22 protein-coding genes are annotated in these 21,062 nt (G+C 64.6%); 11 read left to right on the top strand and 11 right to left on the bottom strand.

Annotation, left to right across the window (positions count from 1 at the left end):
* Positions 1 to 142: 142 nt before the first annotated feature.
* Complete coding sequence (locus HMPREF1136_RS08805) at positions 143 to 982, bottom strand: aldo/keto reductase (RefSeq protein WP_009648981.1); 840 nt, start codon at positions 980 to 982, stop codon at positions 143 to 145.
* 47 nt (positions 983 to 1,029) lie between these two features.
* Here HMPREF1136_RS08805 and HMPREF1136_RS08800 point away from each other — a divergent pair, with 47 nt between their 5' ends.
* A complete protein-coding gene (locus HMPREF1136_RS08800; protein ID WP_009648987.1) occupies positions 1,030 to 2,334 on the top strand; it encodes a M18 family aminopeptidase in 1,305 nt (434 codons plus the stop codon).
* A gap of 233 nt (positions 2,335 to 2,567) precedes the next feature.
* On the opposite strand, the gene HMPREF1136_RS08795 is transcribed toward HMPREF1136_RS08800, so the two are convergent.
* The 3 genes from HMPREF1136_RS08795 to HMPREF1136_RS08785 form a co-directional block, all read right to left on the bottom strand.
* Positions 2,568 to 2,999, bottom strand: a complete 432-nt coding sequence (locus tag HMPREF1136_RS08795; RefSeq protein WP_009648997.1) for an Ohr family peroxiredoxin — start codon at positions 2,997 to 2,999, stop codon at positions 2,568 to 2,570.
* Between the two features lie 109 nt (positions 3,000 to 3,108).
* Complete coding sequence (locus tag HMPREF1136_RS08790) at positions 3,109 to 3,630, bottom strand: NUDIX domain-containing protein (RefSeq protein WP_009648992.1); 522 nt, start codon at positions 3,628 to 3,630, stop codon at positions 3,109 to 3,111.
* A gap of 36 nt (positions 3,631 to 3,666) precedes the next feature.
* Positions 3,667 to 5,241 (bottom strand): aspartate:alanine exchanger family transporter, encoded by a 1,575-nt coding sequence (locus tag HMPREF1136_RS08785; protein ID WP_009648996.1) that lies wholly within the window; start codon positions 5,239 to 5,241, stop codon positions 3,667 to 3,669.
* Between the two features lie 113 nt (positions 5,242 to 5,354).
* Between HMPREF1136_RS08785 and HMPREF1136_RS08780 the strand changes: the two genes are divergently transcribed.
* The 6 genes from HMPREF1136_RS08780 to HMPREF1136_RS08755 all read left to right on the top strand — a co-directional run bounded on the left by HMPREF1136_RS08780 (position 5,355) and on the right by HMPREF1136_RS08755 (position 9,419).
* The gene (locus HMPREF1136_RS08780) at positions 5,355 to 5,945 is read left to right on the top strand and encodes a DUF2510 domain-containing protein (RefSeq protein WP_009648998.1); all 591 of its coding nucleotides are present in this window, start codon (positions 5,355 to 5,357) and stop codon (positions 5,943 to 5,945) included.
* 2 nt (positions 5,946 to 5,947) lie between these two features.
* Positions 5,948 to 6,658, top strand: coding sequence for a hypothetical protein (locus tag HMPREF1136_RS08775; protein WP_156791883.1), 711 nt, complete (start codon positions 5,948 to 5,950; stop codon positions 6,656 to 6,658).
* Between the two features lie 83 nt (positions 6,659 to 6,741).
* On the top strand, positions 6,742 to 7,359 hold the full coding sequence (locus HMPREF1136_RS08770; RefSeq protein ID WP_009648986.1) for a DUF2510 domain-containing protein: 618 nt from the start codon (positions 6,742 to 6,744) through the stop codon (positions 7,357 to 7,359).
* Entirely contained in the window at positions 7,356 to 8,051 is a 696-nt protein-coding gene (locus tag HMPREF1136_RS08765) for a hypothetical protein (RefSeq protein WP_009648995.1), read from the top strand. Before HMPREF1136_RS08770 ends, HMPREF1136_RS08765 begins: the two co-directional genes overlap by 4 nt.
* An 82-nt stretch (positions 8,052 to 8,133) precedes the next feature.
* Positions 8,134 to 8,748, top strand: a complete 615-nt coding sequence (locus tag HMPREF1136_RS11085) for a DUF2510 domain-containing protein (protein ID WP_009648991.1) — start codon at positions 8,134 to 8,136, stop codon at positions 8,746 to 8,748.
* Positions 8,745 to 9,419, top strand: a complete 675-nt coding sequence (locus tag HMPREF1136_RS08755; protein WP_009648983.1) for a hypothetical protein — start codon at positions 8,745 to 8,747, stop codon at positions 9,417 to 9,419. Before HMPREF1136_RS11085 ends, HMPREF1136_RS08755 begins: the two co-directional genes overlap by 4 nt.
* A gap of 99 nt (positions 9,420 to 9,518) precedes the next feature.
* On the opposite strand, the gene HMPREF1136_RS08750 is transcribed toward HMPREF1136_RS08755, so the two are convergent.
* The 5 genes from HMPREF1136_RS08750 to HMPREF1136_RS08730 all read right to left on the bottom strand — a co-directional run bounded on the left by HMPREF1136_RS08750 (position 9,519) and on the right by HMPREF1136_RS08730 (position 15,228).
* On the bottom strand, positions 9,519 to 9,941 hold the full coding sequence (locus HMPREF1136_RS08750) for an RNA-binding S4 domain-containing protein (RefSeq protein WP_009648994.1): 423 nt from the start codon (positions 9,939 to 9,941) through the stop codon (positions 9,519 to 9,521).
* 8 nt (positions 9,942 to 9,949) lie between these two features.
* Entirely contained in the window at positions 9,950 to 12,649 is a 2,700-nt protein-coding gene (locus HMPREF1136_RS08745; protein WP_034505638.1) for an ABC transporter permease, read from the bottom strand.
* A gap of 20 nt (positions 12,650 to 12,669) precedes the next feature.
* Positions 12,670 to 13,407 (bottom strand): ABC transporter ATP-binding protein, encoded by a 738-nt coding sequence (locus tag HMPREF1136_RS08740; protein WP_034505637.1) that lies wholly within the window; start codon positions 13,405 to 13,407, stop codon positions 12,670 to 12,672.
* Positions 13,404 to 14,012 (bottom strand): PadR family transcriptional regulator, encoded by a 609-nt coding sequence (locus HMPREF1136_RS08735; protein ID WP_009649000.1) that lies wholly within the window; start codon positions 14,010 to 14,012, stop codon positions 13,404 to 13,406. Before HMPREF1136_RS08735 ends, HMPREF1136_RS08740 begins: the two co-directional genes overlap by 4 nt.
* 391 nt (positions 14,013 to 14,403) lie before the next feature.
* Positions 14,404 to 15,228, bottom strand: a complete 825-nt coding sequence (locus HMPREF1136_RS08730) for a hypothetical protein (protein ID WP_009648982.1) — start codon at positions 15,226 to 15,228, stop codon at positions 14,404 to 14,406.
* A gap of 146 nt (positions 15,229 to 15,374) precedes the next feature.
* Here HMPREF1136_RS08730 and HMPREF1136_RS08725 point away from each other — a divergent pair, with 146 nt between their 5' ends.
* A complete protein-coding gene (locus tag HMPREF1136_RS08725) occupies positions 15,375 to 16,250 on the top strand; it encodes an aldo/keto reductase (protein WP_009648999.1) in 876 nt (291 codons plus the stop codon).
* Positions 16,251 to 16,269: 19 nt separating this feature from the next.
* Positions 16,270 to 17,589 carry a DUF4921 family protein gene (locus HMPREF1136_RS08720; RefSeq protein ID WP_009649001.1) on the top strand — a complete coding sequence of 440 codons (1,320 nt, stop codon included), beginning with the start codon at positions 16,270 to 16,272 and terminating at the stop codon, positions 17,587 to 17,589.
* Between the two features lie 142 nt (positions 17,590 to 17,731).
* On the opposite strand, the gene HMPREF1136_RS08715 is transcribed toward HMPREF1136_RS08720, so the two are convergent.
* On the bottom strand, positions 17,732 to 19,084 hold the full coding sequence (locus tag HMPREF1136_RS08715) for a hypothetical protein (RefSeq protein WP_009648988.1): 1,353 nt from the start codon (positions 19,082 to 19,084) through the stop codon (positions 17,732 to 17,734).
* A 139-nt stretch (positions 19,085 to 19,223) separates the two neighbouring features.
* Here HMPREF1136_RS08715 and HMPREF1136_RS08710 point away from each other — a divergent pair, with 139 nt between their 5' ends.
* Positions 19,224 to 19,502, top strand: coding sequence for a DUF4235 domain-containing protein (locus tag HMPREF1136_RS08710; protein WP_009649002.1), 279 nt, complete (start codon positions 19,224 to 19,226; stop codon positions 19,500 to 19,502).
* A 46-nt stretch (positions 19,503 to 19,548) separates the two neighbouring features.
* Here the strand turns inward: HMPREF1136_RS08710 and HMPREF1136_RS08705 are convergent, their stop codons facing one another.
* Positions 19,549 to 19,917, bottom strand: coding sequence for a sterol carrier family protein (locus HMPREF1136_RS08705; protein ID WP_009648989.1), 369 nt, complete (start codon positions 19,915 to 19,917; stop codon positions 19,549 to 19,551).
* Positions 19,918 to 20,016: 99 nt separating this feature from the next.
* On the opposite strand from HMPREF1136_RS08705, the gene HMPREF1136_RS08700 reads away from it, so the two are divergent.
* On the top strand, positions 20,017 to 20,925 hold the full coding sequence (locus tag HMPREF1136_RS08700) for a hypothetical protein (RefSeq protein WP_009648993.1): 909 nt from the start codon (positions 20,017 to 20,019) through the stop codon (positions 20,923 to 20,925).
* Positions 20,926 to 21,062: the final 137 nt, after the last annotated feature.

The following is a 21,062-nucleotide window of genomic DNA, read 5'->3' as shown; positions in this document are numbered from 1 at the left end:
CTGGCCGGGCTTCGAGACGACGCGCCGAGCGAAGCTCGCGGCGCGGACGGCGAGCGGGCGGGCAGGCCCCGCGGCGGCCGGAAATCAGGCAGTGCCACAAACGAAGCCGCAGACCAGCGGTGCCACAAGCCCCGCCCGAAAGTCAGAACTCCTCGTAGTACTCCGGGTTCTGGTCGGCCTGACGACCGTCGGGGCAACCGAGGGCGCTAATCGCAGCCATCTGTTCGGGCGACAGCGAGAAGGAGAAGATGTCGAGGTTCTCGCGCTGGCGCTCAGGGTTACCGGACTTAGGCAGGGGCAGGGCGCCGAGCTGGTAGTGCCAGCGCAGGATGAGGCGCGACGGGGACACGCCCGCCTCGGCGGCCAGGGCGATGATCGCGGGGTCTTCGACGATGCGCCACTTGCGGCCCAGCGGGCTCCACGATTCGGTGCGCACGCCGATCTGCTCGTGGTAGGCCAGCGCCGAGGCCTGCGGGAAGTAGGGGTGCAGCTCGATCTGGTTGACGCTCGGGTACTCGCCGGTCTCGGCGTGCACGCGGTCGAGGTGTTCGGGCAGGAAGTTGCACACGCCGACGGAGCGGATCAGGCCGCGGTTGCGCGCGTCCAGCAGGGCTTGGAAGGCTTCGACGTAGAGGCCGCGCTTGGGGTTGGGCCAGTGGATCAGGTACATGTCCCAGTAGTCCAGGTCGGCGCGCATGAGGGATTCTTCGACGGTGTAGACGGCCTCGTCGTAGCGCTGGTGGCGCCCGGGGAGCTTGGAGACGAGACGCAGCTCTTCGCGGGGGACGCCGCAGCGGCGGACGGCGGCACCCAGGGCGCCTTCGTTTTCGTAGTTGAAGGCGCTGTCCAGCATGCGGTATCCGGCGTCGACGCCGGACACTATGGAGACCACGCCCGAGGCGCCCCGCAGGTTGTAGGTTCCCAGCGCGATCGCGGGAATATCCAGGCCATCGTTCAGGGTGTATGCGGGGATCTCACTCATGTGTCAATCGTAGGCCGCGCCCCGCCGAGAGTTCTACCATGGGAGGCATGGCACAGCTTGAATTGGATGAGGTCCACGCGAACGCGGTGGACTATCAGCATTTCCTTCTTGATTCTCCCACCCCCTATCACGCGGCCGAGGTCGTGGCTCAGCGCCTGGTCGACGCTGGGTTTACGCGCGTCGACGAGAAGGGCGCGTGGGACGCGTCGCCGGGCGGTCACGTGATGGTGCGCGGTGGCGCGGTGGCCGCGTGGTTCGTGCCCGAAACAGTCGCCGAGGACGCGTGCTTCCGCATTGTGGGCGCGCACACGGATTCGCCGGCGTTTTCGGTGAAGCCGTCGGTGCAGTCGACGACGCCGGACGGCTGGGGCCAGATCGACGTCGAGGTGTACGGCGGCATGATGTGGAACTCGTGGCTGGATCGCGAGTTGACGCTGGCGGGCCGCCTGATTCTGAGGAATGGCGAGGTCGTTTTGGCGCGTACTGGCCCGATTGCGCGCATCCCGCAGCTGGCGATTCACCTGGATCGTGAGGTGAATCCGGTTGGCTTGAAGCTGGATCCGCAGAAGCACCTGCATCCGGTGTGGACGGTGGATAACCCTTATGGCAACGTGCTGGAGTACGTGGCGCGCACGGCGGGCCTGGATGACGCGTCGCAGGTCGCGGCCTTCGACCTGATCCTGACCCCCAGCCAGGGGCCGGGTTTCTTCGGCGACAAGGGCCAGTTCATCGCGGCCTCGCGTCAGGACAATCTGTCGAGCGTGCACCCGGGCCTGGTGGCCCTGGAGCGCCTCGCCGCGGAGGGTGTGCCCGCGGGCGGCGACGTCACGGTGTTTATGTGCTTCGATCACGAGGAGGTGGGTTCGGGATCGCGCACGGGCGCGGCCGGCCCGATCTTGGAGACGGTGTTGCGCCGCACGGCGACGGCACTGGGCCGCGATGAGGATGGATTCGAGCGGATGCTGGCGGCTTCGTCGTGCGTGAGCGCGGACGCGGCGCATTCGGTGCATCCGAACTACGCGGGCCATCACGATCCGGATAATCGCCCGGTGATGGGGCGTGGCCCGGTCATCAAGATCAATTCGAAGCAGCGTTACGCGACGGACGGCGAGGGCATTGCCTTGTGGAATCGGGCGTGCGCGGCGGCGGGTGTGCCTTCGCAGAGTTTCGTGGGCAACAACGCGATGCCGTGCGGCACGACGATCGGCCCGATCACGGCGACGCGCCTGGGCATCTTGACGGTGGATGTGGGTGTGGGCCTGCTGTCGATGCATTCGGCGCGCGAGATGAGCCATATCGATGACCTGCTGACGCTGTCGAAGGCGCTGGCGGCGTACTGGCGCGGCGCCTGAACGCCCGGATCGCCCGCGCCCGGCAAACCCAAAGGGCGACGCCGTGCGCGCGGCAAGCCCCGGTGGTGCCTGAGCGCCCGGATCGCCCGCGCCCGGCAAACCCCACGGGTGAAGCCATGCGCGCGGCGAGCCCCGGTGGTGTCTGAGCGCCCAGGATCACTTAAGCGCATGAAGAAACCCCAGCCTCGTCCATCGATTGGCGAGGCTGGGGTTCTTCCGTCTATCGGGCACGCTCAGAGGGTGGCGACGGCGGTGGCGGTGACGGGCACGTTGCCGCGCGTGGCCTTGGAGTAGGGGCACAGCTGGTGGGCGCGGTCGACGAGGGCTTGGGCGCGGTCGAGTTCGACGCCGGGGATAAAGACCTTGATGTCGGCGGTCAGGGCGAAGGAGTCACCCTCGGGGCCCAGGCCAATGGTGGTGCGCACGACGGAGTCCTTGGTGTCGATGCCCAGTTCCTTGGCGGCCAGGCCCATGGCGCCTTGGAAGCAGGCACCGTAGCCCATGGCGAAGAGGGCTTCGGGGTTGGCTCCGTCGCCGGGGCCGCCCAGTTCCTTGGGGGCGCGCATGATGTGGGTGATGCCAAGCGCGGGGACGGAGGAGGTGCCGGCGCGGCCGCCGGTGGAGTCTGCGGTGACGGTGTATGCAATCTTGCTAGGAGTATCCATACCCCCATTCCACCACTAGGACTTCAGTCCCGCAAGGGGTTTGACACAAAGACAAGAAGTTTTGCGGCTGCAGGAACGAGGCCAAAGCACGCGCGCGGGTCACACGTCCTCAGGCGGTCAAGAAGTCCGCGTCGGGGCGGGCGCTCAAAGCCTTGACGATAGCGCGGCGGAAGCGGTCGTTCATGGGCGGGAGCTGGTCGCCCCGGAAGAACGCGGTCTCGCTATTTTCGCCGTCAGCGGGGGTGGGTTCGCCACTCACCCACTGGGCGACGAAGGCGACGTCCAGGTAGGTGGTGACGTCGCCGTTGTCGTAGGTGACGGGGCCGACGACTTCGACGGAAAGGAGGCGGCGCACCTCGATGCGCACGTCGGCTTCCTCCAACGCCTCGCGGGCGGCTGCGACGGCGGGTTCCTCGCCCGGATCGACGATGCCCGTCACCGGCGTCCAGGCGCCGTTATCGGAGCGACGCACGCACAGGATCTCGACGGCCTCGGGCGCGATAGGCCGCTCCCAATCGATGGGCGCACACCCCGGAGCGGGGCGTGCGATAACGACGGTCGTGCCGGGCATCCACAGGGGCGCGTGGCCGACGTGTCGGCGCAGCTCGAGGACGAAGTCGGGGGTAGCCATGACCCTAGTCTAAGGCGCTCACAGGAACTAAGGCGCTCACAGGAAGGAGGTGATAATCGGCAGGAGCAGGATCTTGACGATGATCGCGAAGGCGAAGAGGGTCGCGTAGGCGGCCTCAATACGCTCGTCGGTCACGCGGGCATCGGCGGCTTGAAGAACGGCCGGCTGTCCGAGGAAGCCCGCGACACCACCGGCGGCACGCGGTGCCGACAGGCCAATAAATTTCGCGCCGATGGCCTGGATACCGCAGCACACAACGACCATGACGGCGGCGAGAAGGGCGGCGCGCCAGCCGTCGGGACTGCCGAGCAGGCTCGCGAACTGAGGGCCGGCATTCAGGCCGAGAGCCGCGAGGAAGAGCATGAGGCCGATCTGGCGGATCGTCAGGTTCGCGGCGGCGGGCAGAGTCCATACGAGCGGTCCGGTACGACGCAGGGCGCCGAGGAGCATGCCGACGATCAGCGGACCCGCGGCGGCACCGAGCTGGAACCCCTGGCCGCCCGGCAACGGGAAGGACACGATGCCCAGGAGCAGACCGAGAACGAGGCCGATGCCGAATGCCATGCCGTCAACCTCGGCGACGCGACGCTCGGAGTCGCCGAGCCACTCGGCGATATCGTCGAGTTCGTCCGTGGGGACGACGACGGCGACGTGGTCGCCGAGCTGCAGGTCGAGGTCGTCGCGGGCCAGGAGGTCCAGGTCGCCTCGACGCACGCGCGTGATGACGGCACCGAAGCGCTTGGTGACGTTCAGTTCGGAGACGCTGCGACCGGCAACGTCGGGGTTGGACACGACGATGCGCTCGAATGCGAGGTCGGAGCGGTCGTCCTCGAGGTTGTGGTCGAGGATCTCACCAACGAGGGGAGCTGTCTCCTGAATGGACGCGGGGTCGCCGACCATGACGACGTGGTCGCCGGGCAGCAGGTCCTCGCCGGGAGCGGTGACGCGGGTGCGACCATCACGTCGCAGGTACGACAGGCGTACGCGCTGATCACGCCACGCGCCGATGTCACGGGTGTTGATGTGCTTGGACACGTGAACACTCACAGCCTCCAGGGAGGAACCGGCGAGGGAAGGTGTGTCCTTGGGACCCAGCCACTTCCTCGTCACCGTGATCGTAACGATGAGGATGCCGCCGATGACGCCGACCGGATAGCCGAAGGCGTACCCGACCGCCGCGTTCGCATCCCCGGTGAGCCGGGTGGCCGTGTCGAGGGCGGGAGCGGCCGTCAGAGCACCCGTGAAGAGACCCGACGTGAGGCCGGACGACAGGCCGAGGAGGCGACCACCCGCGAGGGCGATAACCGCTCCCACGATGCACACGATTGTTGTCAGCGCGAGGAGGTTCGTCTGCTTACGCAGGTCCTGGAAGAAGGTCGCTCCCGCGGAAATACCAACGCAATATACGAAGAACGCCAAGCCCATCGGCTGGACGATTGACATGTGAGTGCTCACAACCTCGGGATGCAGGGCCGAGACCGCGAGGCCAACAAAGAGCGCTCCCGCCGCACCAAAACGCAGGGGGCCGATACGGATCGCTCCGATCGCCGCACCCAACGCGACAACGAGAAAAAGCGCGAGCAAGGGTGAGGACGAGAAGAGAGCAGCCATACCTTTCAGGGTACCTGTCACGCGCAATACCAGGCGTCACGACCTGTGCGATACGCGCGTTATAAGGCTCACGCGTTAGGTATAGACTGCACACAGTAACCGAAAGGATGGTCATGTCTCAACCAGTTCCCGGATGGTACCCAGACCCCGCTGGTAGCCCGCGTCTGCGCTGGTGGAACGGCGGTATCTGGACCGATCAGTACCTTCCCATGCCCGGCACTCAGCCTCAGCAGGGCACGCCCGCGCCCATGCGTGGGGTACCTCTGCCGTACAACACCGCCATGCAGCAGGGTGTCCCCCAGCCCCAGGGCGCATCCTGCCCCCAGGCAACGCCCACCCAGCAAGGCATGAGTTCACCCCACGTTCCTTCCTCCCAGCAGGCACCGAAGGTTCACTCCAATCCCTATCAGAACACCGGCATCACACCGGTTTTCTCAGACTCCGAGGACTCAGCGAACGAGGCAGACGACGAGCAGGAAAACAAGCCCCGAACCGCGAGCGGCTGGTTCATCGGCTTGGTCGCTGCGTGGATCGCGGTCGTTCTCTTCGCCGCGTCCGCCGTGTACGCCGGCATGGCCTTCACACGCGCAAGCAAGGAACTTGCCGACGCGGAATCCGAGCACGCCAGTGCACAAAGTGAGTACAACGAGGCGCAGTCAGGCCTCGACAAGGCGAAGAAGGACCTTGAGGAGACACAGAAGTGACCATGCCCGCCGCAACGAACAAGCCCGCAGAGTCCTCACCGGGCACCTACAGGATCCTGACGCTCGTCGGCGCATTCCTCGCCGCGTGTCTACTCGTGACGACCGCTGCCCTGGGCTACGCCAGCTACTCTCAGAGTGCCAAGGCGGAGCAAACACGCACCGACGCCAATAACCTGCGGACGCAGAAGAAGGATGCCGAGACCGAGACCGCGAACGTACGCAACGAGATCAACAACGCGAAATCCGACAAGTCGGCTCATATTTGGTGCGATGAGTTCACCTCCGCCTACTCGAGCGTTTCTCTGCTGCAGGAGAAGGCAAGCGAACTCAGCATGAAGCCGACGGCTCAGCTCGACGCGATCACCGAGTACTGCCCCAAGAAGAAGGAATTCGTCGACGCTCTCGCGTCGGCTCCTCGCCAGTTTGTCGGCTCGACGGATACCTGCGAAATCTCCGACGACACTGTGACATTTTCGGGTGATGTGTGGTTTGACTATCAGCCCCTGTCTGACGTGGGCGATATTGATCTGACAGTCAGTGTCTATATGAAGAAGAATGGTAAACCTACCATTAGAGATAAGGCACTCGGTCAGACGACCGTCACGATTCCCTCGGGCGGAACTACCACCTACAGCGTGACCATCCCCAACCCAGGCTTGGAGGGCGCTGACTGTTACACGGCCGCGACAGGTTTCTGGCCGACGGGAATCTAACCGCATAGTTGCCCGCCATCCCTCCTACGGCTAAACTTCCTGACCAAGGAGTTAGTTTTATTCGTAACGGGAAGGCAACAACGATGAGCGAGCCCGCGCGAGGCTGGTACCCGGACCCGAGCGGCACCCCCCAATTACGCTGGTGGAACGGCCATTCGTGGACCAACTACATCATGCCCTACGCGATGCAGAACCAGTCGGTCAGCAAACCTCGCCTTCCCGCCCACAACGAGGCCGTAGCACCCCACGGCAGGCAACGCCTGGGCGCGCGGACCGCCGCCGTCCCCGCGCCCAGGGCCGAGGCCTCGGCTCCTCGAGACACCAAGGCTCACTCCCCGCTCACCGCCAAACGAGGGACCACCCTCTCCCCCACGACGGAAACTGACTCAGCACCCGCCCCCAGTCCCACCCTAGCTGCCGAGGCCACCCCGGCCTCGTCGATGGAGAACACCAGCACAACCAGCACCCAGGACGCCCCCAAGAAGCACACCACCGCTCACTGGGCGCTGGCCTGCGCCGCCTCCTGGATCTTGGTCATCGCTTTCATCGGCGTCCTCGTGTTCACGTGGTCCCACCTGGGCGACTCCAACGCAATCTACGAGGACGCCAAGGAGAAAGCACGGCACGCACAAGAGGAACGCGACCGGGCTCAATCCACGCTCGACGACATCAACCGCCAGATCGAGGAGACCCAGCAGTGAGCACCGCCCCCACTCCCCTGCGCGCCACAACCGTCGCAGGTGCCATCCTGGCCGTCATCTTCATCGCCCTGTCTGCCATCGTCGGCGGGATCAACGTGTGGCGCACACACGCGGCAGAGACCTTCACATCCCAGGCCGAACAGGCCCAGTCCGATAAGGCGTCCATCGACCAGGCCATTAAAGACGCCAAAACGCGCCTTGATTCCGTGAACGTAGACACCAGCGCCGCCGCCTGGTGCGATTCGGTCACGCGCGGCAACGCCTCATCGATGCGCGACATCATCAAGACCTACGACTCCTCGACACAAGCCGTCAAGGACTCGATCCATTCTCAATGCTCGAACAAAGAAGCACTGGCAAACGCGCAGCGCACCCTGTCCAACGCCGACTTTACGATCACCATGACTGAGTGCACAGCCAATAAGGTCACCACGACGATCAAAGGCACCCTCGCTGTCAAGCAGTCGAGTACCATTACGATGTTCGGTCCCCTGAACGTGACCGTCATCGGTTACACCACGGAGAAGAACAAGAGCTTCAACCCGACATCCCCCTACCAGGGGACCACGACAGCGACGCTAACACCCGGGACGCCGCTCACCTTTTCCGTGACAGTCCCCTACGATCCCAACATGACAGGCAATACAGAGTGCGGGGCTACGATGACAGCATGGTGGCCCTCGGACATGTAACGCTGATGAGTCCGAACGTCGGCTTTGCCGACCCATTCCAGCCATCCTCACCGATGGCGGAATACCATGAAAGGAGCCTCCTGTGAACAACCCCATCGAAGGCTGGTACCCAGACCCAGACGGGACCCCACGGCTGCGCTGGTGGAACGGTTCGGACTGGACAGAGAACTACGTCGCAGACGAGCGAGCCAGCAACGGTCCCGTCACCGGCTCGGTACCTCCACCTACCACGGGTCCCATCGACCCCATTACCGGCACCATCGCACACGCTACGACCGGCCACATTGACCCCTTCACAGGCTCTATCGCCCGCCCCGTCACGGGGACCGCTGCCCAGCCCCTCACCGCCGCACAGTCCATCACCGGTACTGTCGATCCGGTCACCGGTCGTATCGTACGCCCGGGAGAAGAGTCCGGCGGACTTCATCCTGCTCCCGATGTCCCCACTCACCCCGCCGTTGCGCCCGTGCAACCGCCCCAGAAGTCGCCCAGGTACTCCGACGGGCTAACCATTCAGATCCCAAAGAATCAGATCATCACGGCGATCATCACAACGCTCCTCGTCATCGGATTCAGCGCTGGCCTGGCCCTGACGGGCCGCATGTACATGTCCGCGACCAGCGAGTACAAGCAGGCTCAACAAAGCTTCGACAATGCGAACAGCGATCTTGAGAAGGCGAAGGAGGCAGCGAAGTGAGCTACAATCAGCCCACCTCCTCGGGCAAACCCCCCAAGAACAAGAAGCTATCCATCTACAACGCCGTTATGGCCATCCTTCTCGTTCCACTCATGGGTGCGACAATCACGCTCGGTGTTTTGTCAGGTGTTCGCCTCAATCAGGCACGCGACCTCACAGCTCAGACGAAGCAGATCACAGCACAGACCAAGGCGACGCAGACCACAAACTGGTGTTCAAGCGTGAGAGCTGACAACCGCGCGGATATGGGCGAGATCTACAACGAGTACCGCACCGCCACCGATGAACGCAGGCAGGCGATCGACGCAGAGTGCCCAAATAAGGTCGCCATCGCGAACCTGGTCTCCACCTACACCGCGGAAGATGTCTTCAAATTCGACCAGACGTGCTCACTGAACGACAATAAGACTGCGGCGCACTGCACCGGATCCATCGAGGTTCTGGCGGATAAGAAGCCTGCCCTGAGCGTCTATCCGAGCGTCTCTGTTACCCTCGTTTTCACAGTCACCTACGACACGGCCGCAACTCAGGTGGGCCACACCGAACCTAACGCCTACACGTTCGCAGTCCCCCGCGAAGGCAAGGCGGACTTCGAGTTTGATACCGCGTACGACGAAAAATGGGGATCGTACTACAAGCTGTACCCCAACGCGTTCTACCCGGACGAGTAAGCTCATACGACTGGCTCCCGGTCCCGTCGCCTCTCTCAGGCGGCGGGACCTCATGCATAACCACCGCGCGCAGCTCAGCCACGGCCTCGTCGAAGAGGGTCAGTAGTGCTCGTGAGAGTCGTAGCCCCGCAGGCGGTCGAGTTCGCGTCGCTCCTTCTTCGTTGGGCGCCCACTGCCCTTCTCGCGCATGGCGACGGGGATGTGAACGCGCGGACGCTCGGGCGTGCGATCATCGTAGGCGGTGCGCGCCTGCGGGTAGGAGACGCGCTTGGCCAGCAGCAGCACGACGCCGAGGACGCGATCAAAGCCCTCGATGCGCAGGCGCACCTCGTCGCCCACGTGCAGCTTGTAGGCGGCCTTGACGGGGTCGCCGTTAACGCGCACGTGCCCGGCGCGTACGGCGGCCGTGGCCTGAGAGCGTGACTTGAGCTGGCGGGTCGCCCACAGCCAGGTGTCCACGCGCACGGAGGACGAGGCCAGGGCACCTGGCGGGATCACAACCGTCTCGGGGGCGTCAGTCATTGCGGAGCCTAGTTGATACGGCGGATACGCTTCTGGTGGCGCGGCGTGAGCACGATGGCGACGAGCGCACACAGCAGGGGCATGCCGATCAGCATGCCAAGCAGTGCTCTCCACGGCACGACCGGCCACAGCGTGGTGAGAGTCGGGAAGATACCTGATCGGGCGAACGTGATGACGGCAAGGACACCGACGACGAGGCCCGAGAGGACCGCCGTCGGAATCGCGTTCAGCGCGAGGACCACGCCCTGCCAGGTCGTGACGTGACGGCGCATCGCGGGGGCAGCGCCAATCGCATCGAGAGTATCGAGGTCGGGGCGCATGTCCGAGGCCGAGAGAGCCACGACGAGGGCGACCGTCGCTGCCGCGGCGACAACAGCGATGAGGGCGGCGATGTAGGGCAGGATCTGCGAACGCATGGTCGGCGTGATGACCTGGGCGGATGCGCCCGGAACCTGACGCGCGATGGTCGCCTGGAACGCGGGCGCATCCACCGTACTCACGGGCTTATCCACCGAGAGGAGCTGTCCGAGCGGCACCGCCTTGAGGCCCAAGGATGTTGCGGCGCTCGGGGAGAGCACCATGACGTTGACGCGCGTCAGCGGTGACGCGGGGAAGATCTGTGTGCCCATCACGCGCGCGTCCGGCAGCTCGTTGTCGGAAAAGCCGGCGGCCTTTGCGTCCGCAATCGCCTGCATATCGAGGCTGCGCAGCTTCACCTGGCCCGCGCCGTCGATGTATTTCCTGTCGGGAATGAGGATGCCGCCCGAGTTCAGCGTCGCGACCGCGCGCACCATATCGTTCTCGTTCAGGTAGCCGGCCTGGCGCAGGTAGGTACCGTCGTCGACGATGTAGGCGACGTCCAGCTCCGCCATGGTACCCATGTCGGCCGCCATCGTGAAGGTGGACTTTCCGTCCGGGGAAATCGCTTCAACCATGGTGACCGGCCCACCGGGACCAGAGTTCCACGCCATGCCGTTGAGTTCTGCGGATGAGGTGACGGTTCGCTGGTTCTTCACGGCCTCCGTCGCTGCCTTCATGAGCGCACGCGAGCGGGTATTCGAATCCGTCTTGTCGACCGTGGACACAAAGATCTGCCCACGCTTGCCCACGTGCGGACGTGAATTCCAGCCGGCCTCGTTCGACGAGGAAAGCGTGATGAGGAGGGCACAAGCGACGAACACGGTCGTCAGGATCGAGGCCATGGCCGGGAACGTACGGTGTCCGTTGCGGACAGCATCGCGCAGGGCCAGGCGCATACTCATGGATGCGCGGCCATTGGGCACGCGCCAACGCGTAAAGATGTAGGGGATCGAGCCGATGAGGCCGATTTCGAGGAGAGCAATACCGACAACGAGGGTAAGGACCGACCCGTACCATGCGGCGACGCCCAGCACCGGCAGGCCAGCCAACAGCGCGATCGGGTAGATCATGCGGCGACGCACCAGACGTGACGGCTCCCAGACGCGTCCGCCGATGACCGCGGAGGTGTCGATGTGGGAGGAGGTATGCGCCGGTGATACCGAGGCCATCAGCGACAGCAGAATGGGCAGGAGAGCGGACAGGCCCAGCGGCCACAGCGGCACAATGCCGAGGCCAAGGCCGGACCACAGCCCGATCCCCAGCATGGCACAGGCAGACAACACGACTGAGAAGGCTGCTGAGTACGCGCCGATGATGAGACCGTGCGCGATTGTGAGGCGTCGCCCGTCGGAGCGGTCGCCGCCGTTAGCGACGATCATCGCAGCCGTGCGCATCACCGAGCGTTGCGCGACCGTGTAGAGCGGCGAGATGAGCAGGATCATCTCGGTGAGGATCAGGAGAACACCCGCGACCAGGAGCAGGTATTGCCACGGGTTCGCATTGCGCGAGGCCTCGGGGACCTCGTACTGGGCGATCTGTGAGGGGAGCGCCGAGGCATCGGGCGGGTTGGCGAGTACGTGGCGTGAGACGACCGAGAAGCCGGACGCATTGAGTTCGCGAATCTTCTCCCACGTCACGGGCGCTGGCCCCGTCACATACCAGGCCGTCTGCGTGCGTCCAGCGACAGCTAAACGATCAATGTCGAGCGTGCCGTCGCCGACGATTGCGCGCCCCTCGCCCTTGATGATCGCGTCGATAACAGCGCTGCCTTCGATGGACTGCGCTGCGCGTTGCTTCGACACCGTGACGGAGAGCGCGACCGTGTCTCCGGCCTCGACGCCGAGGGCACGGGCGACGTCGTCGGAAACCACGGCATGCTGAGCTGCGAGCGACCCGTGCTTGTTACCTGCCTCGACGCGCGGCGCATCCAAGGAGGCGGTCTGCGTGCCATTGTCTACCGTGTACCCGGTTCCATCCGGTGCCGTCATATGGAGCTGATAGAGCGTGTCGACCGCAACCAACTGGTCTCCGGTCGGCACCCAGTCGCTGAGGGTCTCCATGGTAACGTCAACATCGTCATCCGACGCCGTCTTCGCGAGGCGGTCCGCGGTGAAGTCCTGGTCGAGAGCCGATGTCGAACGGCGCAGCGTCACGGCCTGGGAGTCGGAGTTGTGTCCCAGCCAGGAAGAGGCCTGGTAGCGCTGGGACGTCGTCACATCCCAGAACGTCAGCGATCCGATCGCAATGATAATCGGCAAGGAGATAAGGATCACGGCAGTGAAGGTGCGCCCAAGACTTTGGCGTGCATCACGAGAGGCGATGCGGAGTACTACTCCCCATCGCCTCATCCGTGTGTTGAGTCGGCTCATCAGGTCCTTGGTGCTGCGTCGGCGAGCAGGTCCCTCAGAGAATCCCCGCGCGAACGATCAACGATACGACCGTCTCGCAGGAACACTGTTCGGTCTGCCCATGCGGCCATTCTGGCCTCATGAGTCACGAGAATACCCGCTGCACCAGCATCTATGTGGTCACGCAACACCAACATGATCTGTTCGCCAGTGTGAGAATCTAACGCGCCGGTCGGCTCGTCGGCAAGAATGACCGACCGGTTACCAACGAGGCCGCGAGCGATGGCGACACGTTGACGTTGGCCACCGGAGAGCCTCTCGGGGAATCGATCCGCGAGTTCTGCGACACCAACCTCGGCGAGAGCGGCCATCGCGGCCGCACGTACCTTCGAAGGACTCACCCCGTCCAGCTGCAACGGCATCTCAACGTTTTCGAGGGCCGACAGCGACGGAATCAGATTGTAATCTTGGAAGACGTAGCCAATCGAGCGTCGACGCACTTCGGCGCGGTGAACGCTATCCAACGAGGCCAGATCGATCCCGTTAACGTAGACGCTTCCGCGTGTCGGCCGCTCAAGGCCGCCAGCGATCGACAGCAGCGTCGACTTGCCGGATCCAGACGGTCCCATAACAGCGAGAAGCTCGCCGGGCTCAACCTCAAGGTCGATCCCGTCGAGCGCTCTCACTCGGACGCCGTTTGCGCCGAACTCATGTCCGACGCCGGCCATCCTGATCGGTAGCGGCGCAGGCTGACTCATCGCACCCCGGCACGCTCCGAAATACCGGCCTCGGCCTGAGCCCAGTTCATCGAACGACCCTTCGCAGCAGCGAAGGCAGCGCGACGCGCGGCCTCGGAGACCGCACCGGACTCAATGTGGTCGAGCCAGTTGAGCTCGGCCTCAAGGTCGAAGATGTGGCGCTCAAGAATGAGCTTCCACGCGAGCTCCCCCTCATCGGCCGAGGCCTTGAGGCGGGTGACGTCACGCAGGGAACCCAGGGTTGAGCGACGCTGCGTCTGAATCATGGCTTCGACGTCGACCGTCGGATCGGCGGCGGCCACGGCGAGCTTCATCACAAGTTCGTCGCGCTCAGGGTGCTCACGCGGAACAGGGGTGGACCACCAGGCGGTGAGGACATCGCGACCTGCGTCGGTCAGCTCGAAAACCTCAGAGTCTCGACCAGCATTGGTTTCAGCGTGAGACACAACCTGGCCGTCACGCTCGAGACGCTGCATGGTCTGGTAGACCTGGCCGATGTTCAGCGGCCATGCCCCACACGTCTGCTCCTCGAACATCTGCTTGAGGCGATAGACACCCGCGGGCTGCTGTGCGACGAGTGCAAGCAGTGCATTGCGAACCGACATAACTCTCCGTTCGTTGTCGTGACGTGTTGGCTTCGTGGTTGAACAGTATCTATCGTACGCCAAATCGTTACTTAGTGAGGACAAATCACGGTGGCTTACCTAACACAAACCCTACCGTTTGGTTAGATGCAAGCCTTTGACATTTCAGGGAAGACAGGAGAAATTAACCGGTATACCAATAAAAGTGTCAACCATGTTGCAGACAGCATCCGACTGTTTTTCAGCCGTATTGCAATGTTTTATAAGTCATTCGGTCAGACACTCAGCGAACCGCGCAGCGACACACGTAAAACGCGAAAAACCGACCCATGGGCATCATTTGACCAGAGATGTAGTAAATAATTGACACCCTTCAATCTCAGACTGTGAGACCTGCGGATCGACAGGTGGACTATTCAGCGAGTACGTCCTCGATGTCTTCCCAGAGCACCTCCGGCGATGATGAAGCAACTGCCGCCCAGAATTCACCGTCCTCATCCGCCAGCAGAGGCACCTCATCGGGGTACAGCTCAGTAAACTCCACGCCCGCCAGCACCTCGCATACCTCCTCGCTGGTGCCAATCAAACGCCAACTGTCACCCGACAGATCCGGGTACGACACCACATCGACGACCCGTACGGCGAGTCCCACCCACGAATCATCCGCGACATCCGCCCAGAAAGCCCCTGTCACCTCATCGACATCAGTATCAATCACGTCGGCAATCTCGCGAGCAACCTTCGGTACCTCCACAAGAATCTCCGTGGCATCACCCCGCTCGAGGGCTTCAAAGAGCACCTCCGGTACCGCCGTCGGCACAATCCCGTCGCCGACGGGTTCCCCCAAGGCGCTCAGTTCGAAAAAGGTCTCGCGCAGCTGCGCGGAGTCGATAGCCCACACCGACAACAGGTCATCCTCGCCCGCGTACAGTCCTCCCTCGTCGCACCGCGACACCACGGCGGAGTGCGGACCCACAAAGAAGGTGGCGCGGCGGCATCCAGCCGGGGCAATGACCCAGGCGGTGAGCACCTTCGTCGCTTGCGAGAACGCCTCAAGGAGCACAGCAAGGTGTGGGACGGGAGTGTCACCGACGACGAGGCCCTGGCTGCGCAGCAGCTCAACGAAAGGATGCTTGGGGTCGGCAACAAGCCCATCGGCATATGAGCGCAGCGCGTCGGCCTCCAGCTCGCTCATATCGAAGACGACACCATCCTCCGTCTCGCATGCACTGATCATGAGTCCTCCTGTCCTCTCAAACCGGCACCACGCGCGGCTCCGAAGCGAAGACAACACTACGCTGCACGCATCGGGCTCGCGCGCGGACGCCCGCGACCATCCCCTCCCAGGGACGCTACACTGAAAGCAACCAGGAGGATTCACTGATGAACGCCCCATTCCCGAGTGACGCGGCCACGGCCTCGTCCCCCATTCCCACGCTCACACTCCCAACGGGCGCACCCATCCCCGTGCTTGGCTTCGGCACCTACAAGGTCGCGCCCGAGGACGCCTACGACGCCGTGAGCCGCGCACTTGAGGTTGGTTACCGCCATATCGATACCGCGCAGATGTACGGCAACGAGGCCGAGGTCGGTGCCGCGCTCGAAGCGTCTGGCATCGAACGCGAGCAGATCTTCCTCACCACCAAGGTCGACAACTCCAACCACGCACCCGAGCGCGCTGCCGCATCCATCGCACGATCACTCGAAGATCTGCGCACCGACTACGTCGACCTCCTCGTACACTGGCCGCTGCCCACCCTCTACGGCGGGGACGTCGCCCTGCCGTGGCCAGCCCTCGAGGACGCCTTCGCTGCGGGCAACGCGCGCGCCATCGGCCTGTCGAACTACGAGCGCGACCACATCGAAGCCGTCCGCTCCATCGCTTCCGTGCCACCACACGCCCTCCAGGTCGAGGCACACCCATTCCTCCCCAACGAGGCGCTACGCTCCTACGCGCACAAACTCGGCATGGTCTTCGAGGCATGGTCTCCCCTGGCACGCGGGCGCGCCATCACCGACCCAACCCTCGTCGCCATCGGCGACGAACTCGGCGTCAGCGCCGCGCAAGTCACCCTGCGCTGGGCCATCGACCGCGGCCACGTCGTCTTCCCCAAGACCCTGAGTCCGGCGCGCATGGCCACCAACATTGACACCTTCTCCTTCAGCCTGAGTCCCGACCAGCGCGCCCGCATCGACGCGCTCGACGAAGGCGAGGCCGGGCGCACCGGATCGCACCCCGCCACCATGAACCGACTCTGACAACAGGTACGATTAAGACATGGCATCGAAGCTTACCCGCGCCGACCGCGCCATCGTGCGACTCGCCGACGGCACCGTCAAACAGCAGAACCTGCTCACCGGCACAGAGGTGTGGACCGTCCCCGGCCGCGGAAATCGTCCGCTCGCCGCGCCGCGCACCGACTGCACCCCCATCGACCACGAGGCTGACGGGCACTACTGCGCGTTCTGTTCCAAGCGCTACCTGGAGACACCGCCCGAAAAGTCGCGCCTCGTACGCCGAGACGACGGCACGTGGGAACAGCTCGACGCCCTCCCCGCCGACAAGCTCGGGGACACGGTCGCCGAATTTCGGCGTATCCCTAACCTGTTCGAAATCGTCTCCTACAACTACTGGCACCTCAACCACGGGCACATGCCCTCCGAGGCCGACCGCCACCGCATGGCCCGATACCTGGCCTCGGACGTGGGCTACGACCACGTCATGAACGTCGTACGCGCGCGGATGCTGGCCTCGGGCATGAGCGAAGGCGAATTCGCGGCCACCAGCGAGACCGCGCGCCTGCAGGCCGCCAACGGCTTTTTCTCCGGCGGCCACGACCTGATTATCGGCAAGCGCCACTTCATCGACGGGGCAACCGAAGCCCACCAGCTCGCCGGGTCGGGCACCCTCACCCCGGAAGAGCACACCCAGTACACCGCCTACACAGCCCGCTCAATGCACGACCTGTACGGCCTCAACCCCGCCGTGCGCTACGTCGCCACCTTCCAGAACTGGCTGCGCCCTGCCGGCGCTTCCTTCGACCACCTGCACAAGCAGCTGGTCGCCATCGACGACCTTGCCGTTCAAACAGAAGCAGAACTCGAGCGCCTGCGCGCACAGCCCGACATCTACGACCAGATCTTCACGGTCGCCGCCACCCGCAAACTCCTCATCGCTCAAAACGAGCACGCCGTCGCCCTGGCAGGCTTCGGTCATCGCTTCCCCGGCATCGCAATCTGGCCGCTACACTCCCCGCGCAACCCATGGGAGGTCAGCGACGAGGCAATGGCTGGGATCTCCGACATCCTGCACGCCGCGCACGCGGCGACCGGCGCAGACGTGCCCGCCAACGAAGAGTGGTACCACCGCCCGCCCACAGTCACGACTCCCATGCGCTGGAGGATCCTGCTCAAGTGGCGCATCTCTACCCTGGCCGGATTCGAGGGCGGCACCCGCATCTACCTCAACACGATCGATCCCTGGAAGGTCGTCGAACGAACCGTGCCACGCCTGCGCGAGCTGCGCGACAAGGGCCTCATCGCCCCCATGCGCATCGGTGACGAGTGCCGCGTCAGCCCCTCCATGCTGCGCGACTAGGGAACGTCTACCCCTCACACCCCAACGGCGCCACGGTCGTACCCCGCCACGGCCTCGTCACCGCGCGCCGATCATCCTCACCGCACACAGTGAAGGGGGGACGCGGTACGCCGCGTCCCCCCTTCACTCACAGGAGAACTGACTACTCCTCGTCGTCATCATCGATCGGGTGACGGGTCCTCGTACGAGGTTCGTCATCCTCATCCTCGTCGGAATCGTCAGCCTGGTTGCTGTTACCGATCCCGGGCGCGCCCGGGTTCGCACTCGGCTGGCCCGAAGGCTGGCTCGAGGGCTGACCCGAAGGCTGGCCCGAAGGCTGCTGCGTGGGCGTCTGAGCCGGAGCAGGCTCATCGAGCGCCGCGGTCCACATCGCCAACCACGCACCCTTCGCGTTGAACGACCCCATGGTCTCGTCCGGCACGACGGGACTGCCCGTGATGCCCGAGAACCACTCGGCCTTCGTGTTTGCCGCGAGGACCCCATCGATCGGATAGGCCGCCCCCGTGGTCGCCAAAGAATGCTGCGCTTCCGCACTCTGCAGCCAGGCGATCAAGGACTCAGCGCCGTCCGTTGCGGGCGTCTTCGTTGCCGCCGTGTACATGATGCGCGCGATACACGTCGACGGCAACGCCGTCCCGTACGAATCGGCGCCCGTGTTCGTCACGGCAGCCGCAACCAGCGAACGCGGCGCAACCACGAGCGGGTACGAGCCGGACTTGCCCGACGCAGACCCCACGATCTCGGACAGGTAGCCGTCAGACACGTGCCCTCCAGCCGTCCACCCGCCAATAACCGCACCCAGCGAGGGATCGACATGCGGACTCAGCGTCTGGACGAACGAACCCAGGCCCTCACCCGTCTGCGCGCCAGCCTCCTGCAGGAAGGCACGCCCCACCGACGACGAGACAGGATCCGGAACCGCGAGGAGTGTGCGCACGCGAGGAGTACTCAGCTCCTGAAACGACGTGGGCAGCGTGCGCTTATTCGCACTCATCCACGACTTATCCGCGATCACGCACACATCGTCGCGACCGTACGCCACCGCCGCAGGCACACCCGAAATAGAAGTACCCGACAGGGTCACAGTGTCCTGCGGGCCAGACGGAGCAATCGTGCCCGCCTGGCTCGCCTGCTGCGCATCAGCACCATCCAGGCCCAGCACAACATCCGCCCCCGCCCTGGGGAGCGAATCCACCCCATCAATGGGAACGACCGCGACCGAGAAGCCCGTCTCCTCCGTGAAGGCCTGCGCCATCTCAGTAGGCAGCTGCGCACCGCCCACGAGGGCAACCGTCACCGTGTCCGTGCCCGTCCTCGGGCTGGGAGCATCAATCGTGCCTTCAATCCCTTCTTCTTCGATCCCCTGCCCCGGAACAACGGGTGCACCGAAAGGATCTTGGGGGGTACGCGACGACACTGATGGCGTACACGCAGCCAAGGTCGTAGCAGCAACCACAAGGGTTACCAACGCGAATACAGAACGGGCGCGGGCCATAGGGAATCCTTCGGACGAGAACACTTGCCCATAAGCATAAGCCAGTAAGCGCCTGGATCTCGCACGAGAGCGCAGTGTGGGGCATCATGGAAGCACGCGCTGCCGCGCAGGGACAACCAACCCACGCCAGGAGACACACATGGATTCCGCCACCATCGACAAGCTCGCCACGACCGCCGTCATCGCCGGAGCCGCTTTCGCGGCCTCCAAGATTTTCGAATTCGGCTGGAAAGCCGTCACAAAGCGCCCGATCCCCTCCGAAGACTCGGATGACGTCACCCTGGCCTCGCTGGTGCTCTTCGCCGCAAGCACCGCGGCCGTCGCCGCCGTCGCCCAACGCTACGCCTACAAGGGCTCCCAGAAGTACCTGGCCCCCAAGATCATCGCACGCTTCGGCGCTCCGCAGATCGAGGCCTAAAAACCGGCGGCACCCCTCCCCACCCGGAACACCCTCCCCCTGCCACTCACACGAGCGGCAGGAAGGGACCCAGGTCCGTACGCTCCCCCGACGCGCTCACCAGGGAGGCAGCCACTGCCTCGTCCCACGTGAGCAGACCGCACGCCAGCGACAGCCACGTGCGCGCGTCCGTCTCCACGACGGCGGGTGGCGTACCACGCCGGTGCGTGGTCCCCGGAAGAATCTGCACCGCACCCGCAGGAGGCACGCGCACCTCGACAGAACGACCCGGATGCAAGGCACCCAACTCCTCGAGGGTGAAACGCACAGCCGTCAGCACAACAGCGCGGGGCGCGTCCTCGCCGCGCTCACACGAGCCACGCCAAGCGCACAGCGCCTCCATTCCCGAAGCCGGATCAATGCGTCGTTTCACCATACGTCGATTCTACGTGCGTCACGCTTCCCACGTGGGCGTGCATTCCAACCGCCCAGTCAGGCACAATTGAGTGGATCATCCCCTACCGAGAGGCCACCCGTGAGTGACATCGCATCCCTCGTGACGCTGCGCTCGATCCTCGACATCGAGATCGCACGCACCTACCAGTGGGATGCCGCGACGATCATCACCGTCTCCGGCGTTGATCGCGCCGGCGACCTGACAACCCGCATCGTCGAATACCCCGGGGCGCTCGTCGACATCGCCGCCGAAGGCTTCTCACCCCACTCGGCCGCCGGACACGCACTCTCCCACGAACTCCACGACGCCATCCAACGACGGGTGCGCCTATGGCTCGCCGTCATCCCCAGCGACCAACTGCCGCGCCTACGCGACGCCCTGGGTGCCGATCTCATTCACGAGGCCGGGGCACCCTCCGGCGGACGCACGCCCATCGCGCTCTCCCCCCTAGCGCTGCTGGAAGCTTGGGCGGCCGGCACAGACGAACAACGCGAGTTCATGCGCGTTTCCATGGCCGGACTCGATACGCTCTCAACCGCGTCACACGCCACCCGCGCCGCCCGAGCAGTCGGCGCCTCCATCATCGAGCGCACGGCCTTCCTCAAGCTGTGCCGCAACCCCAAGTTCATCGCCTACGTCGTCGTCTTCGTCTACTCCATGGCGCGCGCCGTGCCCGTCATGTTCGTCCCCCACTTCCGAGGCGACTGGCGTATCCTCTGGCTCATCGACGTCATCACCGCGATCCCCTACACGTGGGGCCTCATCGAGATGCTCGCCGGGCAAAAGCTCTGGCACCGCGTCGTCGGTGCCGCCACCGCCGCCGTCACCTTCCTGGCACCCTACGTGTACTTCCTCGTGTACGGGCGTCACGCTCCCGCGAGCATCTGGGTCGCAATCGCCTGCATTTTCTTCGGCGGCATCTTCCTCGAAGTATTCCGCTACCAGCGCGACCGTGCCGTTAAGAAGGGCCTCGCGGGACTCCTGTAGCCACACTACCCCCGCTCTCCGTGCCCGAGGGCGGCAGCCCGCCCCTCCCCGACTGCTCTCCGTGCCCAAGGGCGACAGCCCGCCCCTCCCCGACTGCTCTCCGTGCCCAAGGGCGGCGGCCCGCCCCTCCCAACTAC

Source organism: Actinomyces sp. ICM47, assembly GCF_000278725.1.
GTDB lineage: Bacteria > Actinomycetota > Actinomycetes > Actinomycetales > Actinomycetaceae > Pauljensenia.
The sequence above is the reverse complement of the archived record's forward strand: the minus strand, read 5'-3'. Positions and strand labels throughout refer to the sequence as shown.